Origin of the sequence: Rhodovulum bhavnagarense, from assembly GCF_004343505.1 — a bacterium.
GTDB classification, from domain to species: domain Bacteria; phylum Pseudomonadota; class Alphaproteobacteria; order Rhodobacterales; family Rhodobacteraceae; genus Rhodovulum; species Rhodovulum bhavnagarense.
On the sequence record NZ_SLXU01000002.1, the window covers coordinates 111,299 to 128,458 of the forward strand.

At 65.6% G+C, this 17,160-nt stretch carries 16 protein-coding genes; 2 read left to right on the forward strand and 14 right to left on the reverse strand.

Annotated features, from left to right (window positions below; translation table 11 throughout):
- The 5 genes from EV663_RS04175 to EV663_RS04195 form a co-directional block, all read right to left on the reverse strand.
- Complete coding sequence (locus tag EV663_RS04175) at positions 1-648, reverse strand: OmpA family protein (RefSeq protein WP_132950533.1); 648 nt, start codon at positions 646-648, stop codon at positions 1-3.
- A 3-nt stretch (positions 649-651) separates the two neighbouring features.
- Complete coding sequence (locus tag EV663_RS04180; protein ID WP_132950534.1) at positions 652-2,022, reverse strand: type II and III secretion system protein family protein; 1,371 nt, start codon at positions 2,020-2,022, stop codon at positions 652-654.
- A gap of 177 nt (positions 2,023-2,199) precedes the next feature.
- Positions 2,200-3,042, reverse strand: a complete 843-nt coding sequence (gene cpaB / locus EV663_RS04185; RefSeq protein WP_132950535.1) for a Flp pilus assembly protein CpaB — start codon at positions 3,040-3,042, stop codon at positions 2,200-2,202.
- 175 nt (positions 3,043-3,217) lie between these two features.
- On the reverse strand, positions 3,218-3,406 hold the full coding sequence (locus EV663_RS04190; RefSeq protein WP_132950536.1) for a Flp family type IVb pilin: 189 nt from the start codon (positions 3,404-3,406) through the stop codon (positions 3,218-3,220).
- A gap of 229 nt (positions 3,407-3,635) precedes the next feature.
- Entirely contained in the window at positions 3,636-3,836 is a 201-nt protein-coding gene (locus EV663_RS04195; protein ID WP_132950537.1) for a pilus assembly protein, read from the reverse strand.
- 359 nt (positions 3,837-4,195) lie between these two features.
- On the opposite strand from EV663_RS04195, the gene EV663_RS04200 reads away from it, so the two are divergent.
- Both EV663_RS04200 and EV663_RS04205 read left to right on the forward strand, forming a co-directional pair.
- On the forward strand, positions 4,196-5,008 hold the full coding sequence (locus tag EV663_RS04200) for a lytic transglycosylase domain-containing protein (RefSeq protein ID WP_132950538.1): 813 nt from the start codon (positions 4,196-4,198) through the stop codon (positions 5,006-5,008).
- Positions 5,009-6,445 (forward strand): UbiA family prenyltransferase, encoded by a 1,437-nt coding sequence (locus tag EV663_RS04205; RefSeq protein WP_132950539.1) that lies wholly within the window; start codon positions 5,009-5,011, stop codon positions 6,443-6,445. It abuts the gene before it with no gap.
- A gap of 13 nt (positions 6,446-6,458) precedes the next feature.
- On the opposite strand, the gene EV663_RS04210 is transcribed toward EV663_RS04205, so the two are convergent.
- The 9 genes from EV663_RS04210 to tldD all read right to left on the reverse strand — a co-directional run bounded on the left by EV663_RS04210 (position 6,459) and on the right by tldD (position 16,835).
- Positions 6,459-7,196, reverse strand: a complete 738-nt coding sequence (locus tag EV663_RS04210; RefSeq protein WP_132950540.1) for an SDR family NAD(P)-dependent oxidoreductase — start codon at positions 7,194-7,196, stop codon at positions 6,459-6,461.
- Complete coding sequence (locus EV663_RS04215) at positions 7,193-8,506, reverse strand: FAD-binding oxidoreductase (RefSeq protein ID WP_132950541.1); 1,314 nt, start codon at positions 8,504-8,506, stop codon at positions 7,193-7,195. The genes EV663_RS04210 and EV663_RS04215 overlap by 4 nt, the downstream gene beginning before the upstream one ends.
- A complete protein-coding gene (locus EV663_RS04220) occupies positions 8,487-9,488 on the reverse strand; it encodes a lysylphosphatidylglycerol synthase transmembrane domain-containing protein (protein ID WP_341799029.1) in 1,002 nt (333 codons plus the stop codon). Before EV663_RS04220 ends, EV663_RS04215 begins: the two co-directional genes overlap by 20 nt.
- Positions 9,489-9,639: 151 nt before the next feature.
- The gene (locus EV663_RS04225) at positions 9,640-10,269 is read right to left on the reverse strand and encodes a CoA transferase subunit B (RefSeq protein WP_132950543.1); all 630 of its coding nucleotides are present in this window, start codon (positions 10,267-10,269) and stop codon (positions 9,640-9,642) included.
- Positions 10,269-10,463 (reverse strand): hypothetical protein, encoded by a 195-nt coding sequence (locus tag EV663_RS04230; RefSeq protein WP_132950544.1) that lies wholly within the window; start codon positions 10,461-10,463, stop codon positions 10,269-10,271. The genes EV663_RS04225 and EV663_RS04230 overlap by 1 nt, the downstream gene beginning before the upstream one ends.
- 11 nt (positions 10,464-10,474) lie before the next feature.
- On the reverse strand, positions 10,475-11,170 hold the full coding sequence (locus tag EV663_RS04235; RefSeq protein WP_132950545.1) for a CoA transferase subunit A: 696 nt from the start codon (positions 11,168-11,170) through the stop codon (positions 10,475-10,477).
- A 97-nt stretch (positions 11,171-11,267) separates the two neighbouring features.
- The gene (gene topA / locus EV663_RS04240) at positions 11,268-13,862 is read right to left on the reverse strand and encodes a type I DNA topoisomerase (RefSeq protein ID WP_132950546.1); all 2,595 of its coding nucleotides are present in this window, start codon (positions 13,860-13,862) and stop codon (positions 11,268-11,270) included.
- 197 nt (positions 13,863-14,059) lie between these two features.
- Positions 14,060-15,259, reverse strand: coding sequence for a DNA-processing protein DprA (gene dprA / locus EV663_RS04245; protein WP_132950689.1), 1,200 nt, complete (start codon positions 15,257-15,259; stop codon positions 14,060-14,062).
- Between the two features lie 154 nt (positions 15,260-15,413).
- A complete protein-coding gene (gene tldD, locus EV663_RS04250) occupies positions 15,414-16,835 on the reverse strand; it encodes a metalloprotease TldD (protein ID WP_132950547.1) in 1,422 nt (473 codons plus the stop codon).
- Between the last annotated feature and the right edge of the window lie 325 nt (positions 16,836-17,160).

Consider the following 17,160-nt stretch of genomic DNA (forward strand, 5'->3'; position numbering starts at 1 on the left):
TCAGTCGCTGGTTTGCGCAGCGTCGGCGTGGATGCCGGGTTCGGTCGCGCTTTGCAGGAATTCCTCGTAAACGCGCTGCGCATATTTGCCATCATGGACCAGGGGCACGGGCCTGAGGAACCCCGATACCTCGGTCACGGTGCGCCGGTTACGCCGTTCGCGCCCCTCGGTGACAATCAGAGGCTGGGTTTCGCCAAAGGAAACCATGGCCTCAAGCCGGTTGCGCGAAATCCCCTGCGAAACCATGAAATCGACCGCCGCCCGCGCACGGCGCATGCCCAGTGCGCGGTTATAGGCGGTACTGCCCACCATGTCCGTATGGCCGTAGACGCGGAACTTGACCAGCGGGTAGGCACGGATCCATTCCGCCTGGCGGCTCAGAACGGCGCGGGCCTGGCCGTCCAGAACGGCGCTGTCGAAGGCAAAGTTGATCGTGCTGGGCACTTCGGCGGCAAAGCGGCGCGACAGGTTGAGGACCGCGCTGCGGTCGCCATTCATCACCTGGGTGTTGTTCATCGTGGCATTGCCGAAATCGCCCTGACCGAGAAATTCGCCGGCTGGCCGGTTGAAGTCGACCATCGCGCCGGGCGAACAGGCCGACAGCGCGGTAATCGCGCCGAGAGACATCACGAGGACAGGCGCGCGCATCGTTTACTCCATCACATAGCCGTAAGAGCCGGTGAAATCCTGGCGCGCAACCTCGCCGGCGGCACCATTTTGCGGCAGGGATTTGCCGTCGACCTTGCCGAACAGGAACAACTCTCGTTCGCTGGGCGGCCGAATCCGGTCGGTCGGAAGTGCCAGCGCCTCGCCCCGCGTGGGGCTGACGAGATGGGCGGTCACGATGATTACCAGTTCGCTTTGTTCGCGCTGATATTCGGCACTGCGAAACAGGGCGCCCAGGATCGGGATGTCGCCCAGCCACGGCACCTGGCCGTTGAGACTGGTAAAATCATCCTTGAGCAGGCCCGCCACCGCGAAACTTTCCCCGTCGCGCAACTCTACCGTGGTCGAAGTGGACCGGGTCGAGAACCCGCTGATCGAGAACCCGCCATTGGTATAGGAAACGGTCGGATCGATGCCGCTGACCTCGGCGCCCATCTTGAGGTTGATGGTCTTGCCGATCACCCGCGGGGTGAAGTTCAGCGAGATCCCGAACGGTTTGAACTCGACGGTAATATTGCCCTCGTCGTTGGCGATCGGCACCGGATACTCGCCCCCCGCCAGGAATTTCGCCTCCTGGCCCGACAATGCAGTCAGGTTGGGTTCAGCCAGCGTGCGCACGAATCCCTTGGTTTCCAATGCTTCTAGCAGAACGTCGAACTGCATCGCGCCGAGGCCGCCATTGATCGACAAAAGCCCCGTGCCGGTGCCGGAGGTCGTCATGGAATCCGCGATCACCGTTGTGTCGCCGCCGTCGATTGTCGCTCCGGCGCGGAAATTGGTGCCGAGGCTCTTTGAAACCGAGCGGTTCATTTCGGCAAAGCGGACCTTCAGCATCACCTGTTCGCTGCCACCCACAGATAACAGGTTGGATACCTTGCCCGGCGCATAGCGCGACGCAAGGTCGATGGCGCGGTCCACGACATGGGACGAGGTGACGGTGCCTGACAGCACCAGACCGTCATTGGCAGAGCGCACCTCGATCGGCTCGCCTGGCAGAACCTCGCCAAGGCGTTCCTTGAGTTCGCTCAGATCGGGCGTTACCCGCACCTCGACATTGGTCAGCAATCGGCCATCGGGCGCCAACAGTGTCAGCGTCGTGCGGCCCGGCGACTTGCCCAGCACATAGATCGTGCGATCAGACAGCGTCGAGATATCCGCGATCTGCGGGTTTGAAATCGACAATTCGGCGAAAACCTCATCGCTTTCCACCACGACGGCACGGTTCATCGGAACGGTCAGCTTTCCCGACGTGCCCCCGCCCAGCGCGCGCAAGGTCTGCGATTGGGCCATGCCCGCGATCCCTGCGACCGCGGCGGCCCCGATCAGCACGGCTGTAACTAGCCCTTTGATTTTCATGTGATCCTGCCTTTCCGATCACGCCTCGATGCAGGGTCTTTCGCGCCCAATTTTCAAGACCATGTTCGAAAACCGGAAATTTTTCAAGAATCAATGCATTGGCGCGGGGCGTTTATGTAGAAAAACCGCAACAGGTCACTGCCGGGCCGGCCGCCCTGTCGCGGAAGTGGGCGCGCGTCAATTCGTGCAGGGGATCGGGATTTCCACCACCTCGGCGCCCCGGCGGGTGCGGATGGTGCAGACTTCCTTTTGTGTTTCGACCAGTTCGGGCACCTCGTCATCGACGATCCCCAAAAGTCGTTTCTGGTCGATTTCCACCACTTCGGAAATTGCTTCTTCGTCCGAGGCGACCAGCGACAGCGACAAGCGCCCGGTGGATTGTGCCTGCGCGAGGGCAGCGACCTGCTGCGGCGTGGCCTCGACCGTGACGGTGCGCGCGATCAGGGGCCGGGTGGTATCGTTGTCGGCGATCTGGTCCACGGCGATCAGTGCCACACCGCTTTGGATCAGGCGGGTGACCTGTTTGCGATCGACATCGCCGGTCCAGTAGACATCGACCGTGTCGCCCGGCCTCAGGAATCCCGAAACGCCCGAGGCCACGTCGACCCGGATCGCAAAGGCGCGCATGCCCTTGCCCAGCCGCGCGGTCAGTCCCGCATCTGCACCCGGCTCTGTCAGTTTCACGGCAAGCAGCGGCTCGCCCGCCTCGACCGCGCGCAGCACGCTGCGATAGGCGGGGGCGCCCTCTGGGAACATTGTCTTTTCGTCCTGGAAGGTGCCCTCGGGCAGCCATTTCTTGGGCCAGGGCGCAAGCGCCATCTTGTCGGCGGTCAGTTGTTCACCATAGCGCAGGGGGGTCTTGGCCACCAGAACCGGGACCAGCTCGATCTGGGGCGCGGTATTTGCGCGTTCCTGTGCCAGCGCCTGTTCATATTGCTGGATATAGCCCTGCGCCATGTAAACCGCGAACCCCGCCAGCCCCAGCCCGGCCACCAATACAAGCCCAAAGATCATCCGCATGGCCCGATCCTTTCCTCTCAGGCCGCCCGCCAGATTTAGGGGCGGCGCCGCATGTACTTACCTTCGGATCGAGGATGCCCGTCGATTACGGCAATTGCGTGGTAACACCACGGCGCCTGTCGGGATTTTTTCCGATCCGGGAACAAATCGCCGGAACAACCGCCAGTCGCGCAGACTAGTTCGTGCCGGCCCCGATCCCGGCCATCTTTGATGAAATGTCATCGCCCAACCCGTCGGTCGAGGTGCCGAAGGTCGACATCACCAGCACACCCAGCCCGATGACCCCTGCGCTCAAAACCACCCAGTCCAGCGAGGTATTGCCATCTTCCTGGCGGATGAAGGTCGCGATGCGATCTGTTTTCATGTCTTTCTCCAAAGCACGAGCACTCGTTACGTCTGTTCATGGCGCGGCAGTGATGCGCAGGTGGCCATTTTCACAGGATGGTGGGCAATTGCGGCGCGCGCGGGGTGCCGATGTGCCCCCAACCGGGTGTTTTCGGGATCGGTTGCGGGCCGGGCCGGCTGGATGCGCCGAGAACGGAAAAGGCCGCGCCCTGGAAGGACGCGGCCAAATATCATCGGTGAGGGCGAGGTTAGTTCGCCGTCCAATCCGTGACGGTGGCAGTGTTGAGGTTGGTTTGGATCTTGCCGGCCAGGGTTTCCACGCCACCACCCACGGTGGTCAGCACGGCCAGGCCAAGGCCGACGATAGCGGCGGTCAGCACGACCCAGTCCACGGTCACGGCGCCGGATTCGTCGTCGCGGAAGTTTTTGATCAGGTTGAAAAGTTTCATTGTTCGTCCCTCCAGTAGGATGCTCGCTCTGTTTCGGTTTGCCTTGTCGGGACCGTCTTGGGCCGGCCTCTGTCTTGGCCCGATCACCGCCTTGGCATGGGTGTATATGGCCAGCGGAATGGGGCGAGAGTTTGACTGAGGCTAGGCATTTTTCGAAGGGGTTAAAAAAGATAATACTTTTGGGTCAAGCCAATGAAAATAATTGTAAAAATTTTACACTTCGGGCTCTCGATCACGCATGGGCCGCGTGCGGGCCGATGCGCCAGGCCGCGTTCGCCCCCCTTGAGAGTAGCCATCAAGCGGGATTCTTGCGAGACTGACGCCAACGCGAAAACGGGCGCAGAGGCAGGAAGGCAATGATGCGACGCTTGGCGGCGGCGATAGGTTTCGGGGCGGCCCTCGCGCTGACGCCCTGCGCCGGGGCCGAGCCGTCAGCGACATCGGATTTCACCTTTCGGCGGGTCAAGCCGCCCGCACCCGGCGCGGGCCGCCTGATCACGGTTCAGATCGCCCCGGCCGCGCCGCAACTGCCCCCTGCCGCCGACGAACCGGGGACACGGCCTGTCCAGCCGGACGAATCCGCCGCCTGGTTCTGGGGGGCGGTTTCGCCAGCGCTTGCCGATAGCGGCCCGGGCCGGCTGTCGCAGGCTGTCGCCGCCTTGGCGACAGCACCCGTCAACGAGGCGGTCAGCGCGCCGCGCCTGCACCTGCTGGAGCGCATCGCGCAGACCCATGGCGTCGATATACTCATGGCCACGGCGGGTACTCGGGTATCGCCCGCGCTGGCACTGGCGGTCATCGGGGTCGAAAGTGCGGGCCGCGCCGATGCCGTAAGCAACGCGGGCGCACAGGGGTTGATGCAACTCATGCCCGCCACCGCCGACCGCTTCGGGGTCGATCAGGCACTGGAGGCCGGAGCGAACATCCGCGGCGGGGTGGCGTTCCTGGATCACCTGATCGCGCGTTACGCGGGCGATCCCATCCTTGTGCTGGCGGCCTATAATGCCGGTGAGGGCGCCGTGCGCGACCATGCGGGCGTGCCGCCCTTTGCAGAAACGCGTAGCTATGTACCGCGCGTCCTGGCCGCCTGGACGGTGGCGCGCAACCTGTGCCAGGTCCCGCCCGTCCTGATCAGCGATGGCTGCATCTTCCAGCGGATGGAGAAAGGATAGATGACCGGGAACAGGCCGCTGGTGCTGGATGTGGACGGCACGTTTCTGCGCACCGATCTTTTGCTTGAGTGCTTTTGGGGCGGGTTGCACCGCGCGCCGCTGGCTACTCTGGCGGCGACCTTTCGCAACCTCAAGGACCGTGCGGCGCTCAAGCGTGCGCTGGCGGAGATTGCGCCTCCGCGGGTCGATCTGCTTCCGCTGCGCAATGAGATCGCGGCCGAGGCGCTGGCCGCGCGCGAGGATGGGCGCGAGGTGGTCCTGGCCTCGGCGTCGGATGCCGCCTTGGTCGGACAACTGACCGCGCATTACGGCTTTGGCCCGCACGGCTTTGGATCGGACGGGCGGACCAACCTCAAGGCAGAGACCAAGGCGCAGGCCCTGGTTCGGGCCTATGGTGAGCGCGGCTTCGATTATGCCGGCGACAGTGCTGCCGATCGCGCGGTCTGGGCGGTCGCCGATCAGGCGCTGGTTGTTGGGCCGGTCCGGGGTGCGGCCACGGCCCTGCGTGCCGCCGGTCACGAGGTGCGCGAGGTCGACGGCCGATGGCATCTGCGTGACCTGTTACGGGCGTTGCGGCCGCATCAATGGGTCAAGAACGGGCTGTTGTTCCTGCCGATGCTGGCCGCACATGATTTCAGGCTGGGTACTCTGGCGCTGGTGCTGGCCGGGATCGCGGCTTTTTCGGCGGCGGCGTCCAGCATCTATATCGTCAACGACCTGCTTGATCTCGAGGCCGACCGCCTGCATCCGACGAAATGTAATCGCCCGTTCGCGTCCGGTGCGGTGCCGATCCGGATCGGCATGGTGGCAACTGTTGCCCTGGCTTTGGTCGCGCTGGGGATCGGCGGGGCGCTGGGGCCGCCCTTCGTGGCCGTGATCGCGGTCTATATGGCCCTGTCGCTGGCCTATTCGCTCAGGCTCAAGCGGATGCGTTGGGTGGATGTCGCGACGCTTGCCTCGCTTTACACCCTGCGCGTTGTGGCCGGGGCGGCGGCTAGCGGTGGCGAGGCGTCGTTCCTGATGCTGGTTTTTGTCTTTCCGGTCTTCCTGACGCTGGGCTGCGTCAAGCGGATGACGGAACTGGCGCTGGCCCCAAGCGATGGGCGGCTGCCCGGTCGTGGGTACGGGCGTGCGGATCGCGACGATCTGCTAAACGTTGCGGGCCTGGGCACCGTGGGTGCGCTGGTGATCTTTTTCAGCTACAGTTTCACCTCGCAGGCAGAGGCCCTTTACCCGGCGCGCTGGATGTTGTGGCTGGCGCTGTTGCCGATTGCAGCATGGCTGATGCGGATGGTGCGGCTGGGTTATCGCGGACAGCAGGATTACGATCCGATCGTCTTTGCATTGCGTGACAGGGCCGGGCTTGGGCTGATCTTCTTGACGCTCTCGCTGATGATGTACAGTTCCGGTCTGTGGCAACGCTGGGTCGGATTCTGAGCCCGGCCAGGGCTCAGATCGACAGCTTTTTGAAGATCGGTTCGGGGATGGCGCGGATAATTGCCATGATCGCCATCCACAATAGCGGCGTATAGATCACGTTTCGCCTTTTATCGACTGCGTTCAGGATGTCGTTGGCGACCTTTTCGGGCGCCGCGACCAGGAACATTCCCTTCATTCCCCACGTCATGGCGGTGTCGGTAAAGCCGGGTTTCACCGTCACGACATGCCCGCCCGATCGCGCCAGGCGATTGCGCAGCCCCGAAAGATAGGTGGCAAACCCTGCCTTGGCCGCGCCGTAGACATAATTGCCGATTCGCCCTCGGTCGCCCGCGACCGAGGTGACGCCGACCACGGTGCCCGCGCCGCGGGCCTCGATCATCGGGGCAAGCCGATGCAGGAATTCCGCCGGTCCGGTGAAACTGTCCGTGGCAACGCCCGCGATCAGCGAGGGATCGGCGTCGATGTCGGCTTGCGGCGGCATCGATCCGACAAAAACCGCCGCCGACAACGTACCCTCCTGCGCGGTGAGCCTGTCCAGGATGGGGTCGAAACTTGCCGGGTCGCGCGCGTCGAAGGCGACAGTTTCGGCCAGCGCGGCCCCGCGCACGCGGGCGTCGGCGGCATCACGTTCCAACTCGGCGGGGTTGCGTCCGGCAAGGATCACGCCGTCGCCGCGCTCGGCCAATTTGCGGGTAAAGGCGCGCGCCATCGATGAGGACGCGCCGAGGATGATCCAGGTTTCACTCATGCTACGGTCCTCAGGTTCAGCCGCCGAACCAGGTCGGTCGCAAGACGGCCGTCAGGGTCGGTCTTGGCGATCTCGGCCCGCCAGGCGGACAGTTCGGGATACATCGCCGCGATGTTGTCGGGATGGGCAAGCGCGTCCTTGGCAAAGTAAAGCCGTCCGCCCGCATCCAGCACCTGCTGTTCCAGCTTGGCAAAGATCGCGGGCACCTTCTTGCGGGCCGGAAAATCGACGGCAAGCGTGTAGCCCGCCATCGGGAAAGACAGGTGGCCGGCCCGCCCCGGACCCATCTTTTTCAGTACAGCCAACGGCGAGGCGATGCCGGCCTTGGCGATGGTCTCCAGGATCGCCTTCAATTCGGGCCCCTTGTCCAGCGGCACCACGCACTGGAACTGGTGAAAGCCGCGTTTGCCGTAAAGGCGGTTCCAGTCGTAGATGCGGTCGAGAGGGAAAAAGAACTCTTCCAGCGGGCGAGTGCGTTTGCGGGAGGTGTCGGGAATGCGCGAGATATAGAAAGCGTTGAACAGCTTGACCACGGGCCAGGACAGGGCCAGCCGCGGCGCGTCCAGCGGCACAGTGATCGCGCGGCGCCGCGGACCGGGGCGGCCGCCCTCGGCCAGTGTACCCTCTTCCAGGATGCCGCGGCCCAGCCGTTTGCCGCGCTTGGTCGCGTCGATCCAGCCCACGGTATATTCGGCCTGTGAACTGTCGAAAGCGGCAAGAAAACTGTCGAAGTCGCGGATACGGGTTTCCTTTACCCGCATCCGCTGGCCCGGGACGGGCTGAAGTTGCAGTTTTGCCGACAGGATCGCGCCGGTTTGACCCTGGCCTCCCATGGTGGCGCGGAACAACGCGGGCTCGGCTTCGGGGCGCACCTCTCGCGGGCCTTGGTCGGTCATCAGCCTGAGGCCCAGCACATGCTGACCAAAGCTGCCCGCGTTATGATGATTCTTGCCATGCACGTCATTGGCGATGCAGCCCCCCACCGTGGCAAATCCGGTGCCCGGCATGACCGCGGGCATCCAGCCGCGCGGGGCAAAGACGCGCAGCAGCTCGGCAATGGTTGCGCCTGCCTCGACCTCCAGGACGCCGGTTTCGGGGTCGAAGGCCAATAGCCGGTCCATCCGCGTCATTTCTATTGCCGCGCCGCCATCGTTGAGCGGCCCGTCGCCGTAGGAACGGCGGTTGCCGATAGCCGGGCCGCGCCCTGCCAGCGCCGTTGCGAGCGCGGGCAGATTCTCGGGGCGGGCCAGCGTGCCACGGGCCCTGACGACCCGGCCCCAGCCGGCATATTCAGCGATTTTCCATTGCATGCCTGGTCCTTTTCGACATCCGTTCGGCGATGGGAAAGACCATCGCGCCCAAACCGATCGCGAACCACAGCGTGGTGACCCGGATCACAGCGGTGGCCGCTATGGATGTTTCGGGTGGTAACCCCTCCAGCGTCAAGAGCGCGATCATCGCAGCCTCGGCCCCGCCCAGCCCGCCGGGCGCCCCGGTCAGCCCGCCCGCCAGCGTTGCGAAAACGAAGATCGCCGTTGCCGTGGACAGGGCTATATCCGCCCCCAGCCAGATCAGCAGCATGTAAAAGGCCACGCCCTCGGCCATCCAGCCGACCACGCCCAGCCCGACCGCTGCGGCAAGCGTGCCCGAATGAGAGAAATGGCGCAAGGCGCGCGCCATGCCGCGGGCCCGCACGAACAGGCGCGGGCAGCAGCCCAGCGCCCGATAGGCCAGCGTTACCAGCCCTGCCAGCAGCCGCGGACGGGTGGCGACCACCGCCGTGCCCAACGCCAGCCCCGCCAGCGGCAGCGCCCCCGCGATCCCGCTGGCCGACAGCGCCAGCGCCCCGGCCAGGATCAGCGCCATCGCCACCAGATCGGCGGCCCGGTCCACCAGGAACAGCGGTGCCGAGCGGTCCAGCGGCACGCCGGTTTCCCGCCGGATCCAGCGGATGCGCACCAACTCGCCCACCCGGCCCGGTGTCGCACTCATCAGGAAACCGCCCAGGAAATGCCGCATGTCGCGCACCAGCCCCGGCGGCAGGCCGATGCGGCGGGCGAACAGGTGCCAGCGCAGCCCCCGCATCAGGTAGTTGACCAGTGAAAACCCCAACAGCGCCGCGACCTGCACCGGGCCAAGGCGCAGCAACTGCGCGCGCGTTTCCGCCCAACCCGTTGCGGCAGCCAACCCGATCAGGCCCGCGACGACCAGCGCCATGAGCCCCCCCAGCAGCGCCAGATCGCGCCAGCGGCGCGGCGCGGCGGCCGGGGCGGGGGAGGGCGGAAGGGTCATCGACATGGCACCCCGGCGATAGCGGCAGAATCGGACGGCTAGGTGACCCCGGTTCGGTCAGAACGTTACCGCTGCGGCCGCCCGCGCCCTTAACGGCAAGGGGCCGCGCGGGGCCTGCCCCCACACGGCCCGGTTCCCGGCATTCCGCCGGTCAGTTGACGATGGTCGCCTCGGTCGCGGCGCGGATCTCGTCCTCGGTCACGCCCTCGGCGCATTCCACGATCTTCAGACCGCCCTCGACCACGTCGAGCACGCCCAGATTGGTGATGATCCGGCTGACCACGCCGGTCCCGGTCAGCGGCAGGGTGCATTCCTTCAGCAGCTTGCTGTCGCCATGCTTGTTGGTGTGGTCCATCACGATCACCACGCGCTTGACGCCCGCGACAAGGTCCATCGCGCCGCCCATCCCCTTGACCAGCTTGCCGGGGATCATCCAGTTCGCCAGATCGCCGTTTTCCGACACTTCCATCGCGCCCAGGATCGCCATCGCGATCTTGCCGCCGCGGATCATGCCAAAGCTTTGCGCGCTGTCGAAATAGGCCGAGTGGGCCAGTTCGGTGATGGTCTGCTTGCCGGCGTTGATCAGGTCGGGGTCTTCCTCACCCTCCAGCGGAAAGGGGCCAAGGCCCAGCATCCCGTTTTCCGATTGCAGCGTGACGTGCACGCCCTCGGGGATGTAGTTCGCGACCAGCGTCGGGATGCCGATCCCGAGGTTCACATACATCCCGTCCTTCAGTTCCTGCGCGGCGCGCGCCGCCATCTGGTTGCGGTCCCAGGGCATCAGTCGTTCTCCCGTTCGGTTCTGGCCGCGAGGCTTGCCATGAGCTGTGCCGTCTGCGTCACCAGGAGTGGAATTTCTTTCGTCACGTCGGGGCCGAAATGGGCATCGGCCACCCGCTGCGCCACGTGCAGGTATCCGGCCGCCTCTTCGCCGAGGGTCTCGACCTCTTCGAAAAACGTGCCGGAACGTGCCATGGCGGGGTCCCTTACGCGGCGCGCGTGGTGCGCTGTTCGATGCGCTTCTCGTGGTCGCCCTTGATCAGGCGGTGCACGTAGATGCCGGGCAGGTGGATCTTGTCGGGGTCAAGCTGACCGGGTTCGACGATCTCCTCCACCTCGGCGACGCAGACCTTGCCGCACATCGCGGCGGGCGGGTTGAAGTTGCGGGCGGTCTTGCGGAACACCAGGTTGCCGGTGGTGTCGGCCTTCCATGCCTTGACGATGGACAGGTCCGCCACGATCCCGCGTTCCAGGATGTAGGTTTCGCCGTCGAACTCCTTGTGTTCCTTGCCCTCGGCGATCTGGGTGCCCACGCCGGTTTTCGTGTAGAAACCGGGGATGCCGCAGCCGCCGGCGCGCATCCGTTCGGCGAGCGTGCCCTGGGGGTTGAATTCCAGCTCAAGCTCACCCGACAGGTACTGGCGCATGAACTCGGCATTCTCGCCCACATAGGACGAGATCATCTTTTTCACCTGGCGGGTCTGCAGCAGGATGCCGATGCCGAAATCGTCGACGCCCGCGTTGTTCGAGGCGAAGGTCAGGTCCCTGGTCCCCGCGTCCTTGATCGCCTCGATCAGCAACTCCGGAATGCCGCACAGGCCGAAACCGCCCGCGGCGATGAACATGCCGTCGAAAAGCAGCCCGTCCAGGGCCTCCGCGGCGCTGTCGTATACCTTGTTCATGGAACACTCCCCATTCGAACCATTGGCGCAAGTTGTGGCGAAGGGGCAGGGGCAAGTCAATGAACCGCAGGGCCGGCCGTCACGCCGGCCCCGTCGATCAATCCTCTTTCTTGGCGGCGGTCTTGCGCGTGGCGGTCTTCTTGGCCGGGGTCTTTTTCGTCGCGGTCTTTTTCGCCGCCGGCTTCTTGGCGGCGGCCTTCTTGCCGCCCTTCTTGGCGGCCTTTTCCGCGATCAGTTGCACGGCCATGCCTATGGTCACATCCGCGGGGTCCACGTCCTTTGGCAGGGTGGCGTTGACCTTGTCCCACTTGATGTAGGGGCCATAGCGGCCCTCCATCACGTTGACGGCGCCGCCCTTTTCCGGGTGTTCGCCCAGTTCGCGCAGGGGCTTGGCGGCAGAGGCCCCCCGGCCGCGGGTCTTTTTCTGGGCCAGCACCTCGACCGCGCGGTTCATGCCGACGGTGAACACCTCTTCCACGTCGGGCAGGTTGGCATAGACGCGGCCGTGCTTGACGTAGGGGCCATAGCGGCCGATGCCCGCCTCGACCAGTTCGCCATCCTCGGGGTGGGCGCCGATCTCGCGCGGGAGCGACAGCAGCATCAGCGCCTTTTCCAGGTCGATCGTCTCGGCCGCCCAGCCCTTGGGCAGGCTGGCACGGGGCGGTTTCGGCTGGTCCTCGGTCGGTTCGCCCTTTTGCACATAGGGGCCGAAACGACCATTTCTCAGGGTGATTTCCTCGCCGTCGTCATGGCCCAGAACCTTGCCGTCCAGTTCGGCGGCAGGGTCGTCGCCATTGGGGGCCGACAGCGGGCGGGTATAGCGGCATTCGGGATAGTTGGTGCAGCCGATAAAGGCCCCCCCCGAGCGCGCGGTCTTCAGGTTCAGCCGCCCCAGCCCGCATTTGGGGCAGACGCGGGGGTCGCCACCATCCTCGCGCGCGGGATAGAGGTGGGGGGCGAGAACCTCGTCGATCTTGTCCAGAACCTCGGAAATACGCAGGTCGGCGGTTTCGGCGAGGGCCGCAGAGAAATCGCGCCAGAAGCGGGCCAGCACGTCGTGATAGTCGCGGCTGCCGGCGGACACGTCGTCAAGCTCGTCCTCCAGGTTCGCGGTGAATTCATAGCCCACGTATTTCTGGAAGTAGTTGGACAGGAAGGCGGTCACCAGCCGGCCCTTGTCCTCGGGGATCAGGCGGTTCTTGTCCTTGCGCACATAGCCGCGGTCCTGGATCGTGGTGACGATGGACGCATAGGTGGAGGGCCGGCCGATGCCGAGTTCCTCCATCCGTTTGACCAGCGTGGCCTCGGTATAGCGGGGGGGCGGCTGGGTGAAATGCTGTTCGGGGGTGACGCTTTGGCGTTTGGCGGGCTCGCCCTGCGCGATCTGGGGCAGGCGCTTGTCCTCGTCGTCGACCACGACATCGTCGCGCCCCTCTTCGTAGACCTTGAGGAAGCCGTCGAACAGAACGACCTGGCCGGTGGCGCGCAGGCTGACCTGTTTGTCGCCGCTGGTGACGTCGACAGTGGTGCGTTCCAGCCGCGCGGCCTCCATCTGGCTGGCCAGCGTGCGTTTCCAGATCAGGTCATACAGTTTCTTCTGGTCGGCATCGCTCACCCGCAGGCTGGCCGCGTCGCGGGTCATGTCGGTGGGCCGGATGCATTCGTGGGCCTCTTGGGCGTTCTTGGCCTTGTTCTTGTACATCCGCGGCGATTTCGGGACGTAATCGGCGCCGTAGCGGTCCTTGATCGCGTCGCGGGCGGCCATCACCGCCTCGGGGGCCATGTCGATGCCGTCGGTCCGCATGTAGGTGATATGCCCCGCCTCGTAGAGCCGTTGCGCCGCCTGCATGGTCTGGCGCGCGCCGAAGCCGAACTTGCGGCTGGCCTCTTGCTGGAGGGTCGAGGTCATGAAGGGCGGGGCGGGGTTGCGGCTGGCGGGCTTGGCCTCGACGGCCTCGACGGTGAACTCGCGGCTGGTGATCGCCTGCACGGCCAGCTCGGCGGCGGTGTCTGTGGCGATGTCGAACTTGTCCAGCTTCTTGCCGCCCAGAACGGTCAGCCGGGCCTCGTAGGTCTGGCCGCGGGGGGTGGCGAAGATGGCCTTGACCGACCAGTATTCGCGGGCGCGGAAGGCCTCGATCTCCATCTCGCGCTCGACGATCAGCCGAAGGCAGACCGATTGCACGCGCCCCGCGGATTTCGCACCGGGCAGTTTCCGCCACAGCACCGGCGACAGGTTGAAGCCCACCAGGTAATCCAGCGCGCGCCGCGCCAGGTAGGCATGCACCAGCGGTTCGTCGACCTGGCGGGGGTTCTTCATCGCCTCGGTCACGGCGGACTTGGTGATCGCGTTGAACACCACGCGGCTGACGGCGGTGTCCTTCTTGATCGCCTTGCGGCTGCGCAGGGCTTCCTCAAGATGCCAGGAAATCGCCTCGCCCTCGCGGTCGGGGTCGGTGGCGAGGATCAGCGCGTTGTCCTCTTTCAGGGCGTCGGCGATCGCCTTGACATGTTTGCGGCTGTCGCTCGCGATCTCCCATTTCATTTCGAAATCATGCTCGGGATCGACCGACCCGTCCTTGGGTGGCAGATCGCGCACGTGGCCATAGGATGCCAGGACCGTGTAGTCATCCCCAAGATACTTGTTGATCGTCTTGGCTTTGGCCGGGGATTCGACAACAACGACGGGCATGAAATTCCTTTCGACTCGCGGCATATGACCTTGGCGGCGGACCATGTGGCGGAGTGATGCAAATTGTCAATGCGCCGGTCACGGGGCCGGTTGGGGTCGGCGGTCCGGGGCAGGGGCCAGGGAACGGCGCGTCGGATCGCACGGGCGCGCCGCGCCCTGCACCCGTTGCAAGGGCGGCACGAAACGGCGCTGCGGCCTCAGATGCGGCGGGACAGGAAACCGCCCGGCGCCCGCTCGATGCGCCCGTCCAGTTCCAGCGTGACCAGTGCGGGCGCCACATGTCCGGGCGGCAAACCGATATCGCGGATCAACTGGTCCTCCGCCAGCGGCGAGGGCCCCAGCCGATCAAGGATCTGGCGGTGCAGGCTGGCCGTTTTGGAATGGGCGTCGGGGCTGGCACTGCCCGGCATGCGGCGAATCTCGGTTGCGCGCAGGCGCGGTGCTGGCGTGTCGGGCACATGTGGCCGGGATACAGGTGGGGTCACGACCTCGGCCATGCCGGGCAAGGCCGGCGCCGCGGTGCCGGACAGGATCTCCAGCACATCGTCGGGCCCGCGTACCAGCACGGCACCGTCACGGATCAGCATGTTGCAGCCCGCGGCCCGCGCATCCAGCGGATGACCCGGCACGGCCAGCACCTCGCGTCCTTGGTCCAAGGCGTTTTTCGCCGTGATCAGGCTGCCCGAACGGGCCGCTGCCTCAACCACCACGACCGCCAGCGCAAGCCCCGATATGATCCGGTTGCGCTGGGGAAAATGGCGGGCCTGCGGCTGCAGGCCGACGGGGTTCTCGCTCAGCCTCAGCCCCTTCTCGCCGATCTCGTGGCAAAGCTGCGTGTTCTCGGCAGGATAGGGCACGTCGATGCCCCCGGCCTGCACTGCCACCGTCCCTCTCTCAAGTGCTGCCATGTGCGCGGCGCGATCGATGCCGCGCGCCAATCCCGAGACGACGGAAAATCCCGCCGCGCTCAGCCCCTCGGCCATCCGCCGGGCCATCCGCGTGCCCAGCGACGAGGCATTGCGCGCGCCGACCAGCGCGACCATCGGGCGCCCGGTCAGGCCCACCCGCCCTAGAGCCCACAGAAAGGGAGGCGCATCGGGCAGGTCCATCAGCGCACCGGGATAGCCGGGCCCGCCATGGATCAGCGGCACCGCGCCCAGGCGGCGGCCGCATTCCAGTTCACGGTGCGCCAGGTCGGCGGAGCATGCCATGTAATCGCTCACGCCGGCATCGCGGGCGAGCCTGGGCAGCGCCTCGAGCGCGGCCTCGGCGCTGCCATGATCGCCCATGAGCCGGTGAAAGGTGGCCGGGCCGACACGGCGCGACCGGATGAGACGAAGCCACGAAACCAGGGCATCTTCCCGGGGGGGTGGTGCGAGGGGGGGGCAGGAAGACATATTCTCCACGTCTGGCAGCTCCGCTCATCCGTGGCCCCACTCTGACCGTTGTAAGGTTAATGCAAGGTGAACGCCGCGGGAAAATTTCTGCCATGTCTGGCCGATGCGCCCGGCCTTCCCTTCTTCTTGGTCGAAATACCCATGTCTCCTGCCATCATGCCGCCGCGCCGCCGATGGTCAGCCCGCCGATCAACAGCGTCGGCTGGCCCACGCCCACCGGCACCCATTGCCCGGCTTTTCCGCAAGTGCCGATTCCGGGGTCCAGTGCCATGTCATTGCCGATGCCGCGGATCCGTTGCATCGCCGTCGGTCCGTCGCCGATCAACGTGGCACCCTTGACCGGTGCGCCGATGATGCCGTTCCTGACGCGGTAGGCCTCGGTGCAGGAAAAAACGAACTTGCCATTTGTGATGTCCACCTGCCCGCCGCCAAAGCCCACCGCGTAGATCCCGTCCGACAGGTCGGCCACCAGCGCGGCGGGGTCGTCCGTACCAGACAGCATGCAGGTATTGGTCATGCGCGGCATCGGCGGGTGGGCGAAACTTTCGCGCCGCCCGTTGCCGGTGGGCGCAACCCCCATCAGCCGGGCGTTCTGACGGTCTTGCATATAGCCGACAAGCACTCCGTCCTCGATCAGCACCGTCCGGTTCGAGGCGGTGCCCTCGTCATCGACGCTGATTGATCCGCGCCGATCCGGGATGGTGCCGTCATCCACCACCGTCACGCCGCGCGCGGCCACCTGCTTTCCCATCAACCCGGCAAAGGCCGAGCTGCCCTTTCTATTGAAATCGCCCTCCAGCCCGTGCCCCACGGCCTCGTGCAGCAGGATGCCGGGCCAGCCGGGGCCAAGGACGACATCCATCACGCCCGCGGGGGCGGCCTCGGCGTCCAGGTTAACCAACGCGATGCGCAACGCCTCGCGGGCGCTGGCCTGCCAGTTGGCGCGGTCGATGAGGCCGGTCAGGCCCTCGCGGCCGCCCCCCCCGTGGCTGCCGGATTCACGGCGGCCATTCTCTTCGACGATGATGCCAACATTGAGCCGCGTCATGGGGCGGGTATCGGCCAACAGCGTGCCATCGGGGCGCAGGATGACAACCTCTTGCAACGATGCCGCCAGTGTCGCCGTCACCTGCACCACGCGCGGATCCAATGCGCGGGCAAAGGCGTCTATCTCGCGCAGGGTGTCCAGCTTCGCGCCGAACGTGGCATCGGCCATCGGGTCTGCATCGGTATAGAGGCGGCGATTGCTGGGCGCCGGGCCATCGGCCAGCCTGCCGCCGCCCGCGTCCACCGCGAGGCGGGCGGTTTCGCTCGCCCGTTTCAGGGCAGGTTCGGATATCTCGGTGGAATGGGCATATCCCGCGGCCTCGCCGCTCACCGCGCGCAGCCCGAACCCTTCGGAGGCGTCATAGCTGGCCGTGCGCACCCGCCCGTCGTCAAAGCTCAGCGCCTCGGACCGGCGGCGTTCCAGGAACAACTCGCCATCCTCGGCCCCGTCGGTCGCCCTGCGCAGCAGCGCAAGCGCGCGGTCACGGTCGAGCATCGTGTCGAAGGGGCGGAAGGAAGGGTGCTGCATGGGAAACTCCGCTCGGGCGTCCTTGATCTGGATCAAAAGCGGCAGATTGCCGCAGGTTTTTCTTGCGCTGTCCTGCTCAATATGTTTAACTTTAGTCGTGGAAACAACGGTGGGGCAGGGATTTATTCCCATCCCGCCGGCGAACGCAGGAAAAATCCCCTGCTGGGAACCGGGGAGGCCCCGATATCGGGTTGTCTCGCCAGATCGTCCGGCGCCGCGCGCTCCCGCGGGGCCGGACCGTCCCACCCGGATGTTCGTCCTCTCTTCGTGATGTTTGACCTGTCTTGGGGTGACACCGCCCATGGTCTGGCGTATCAGGCGGGTG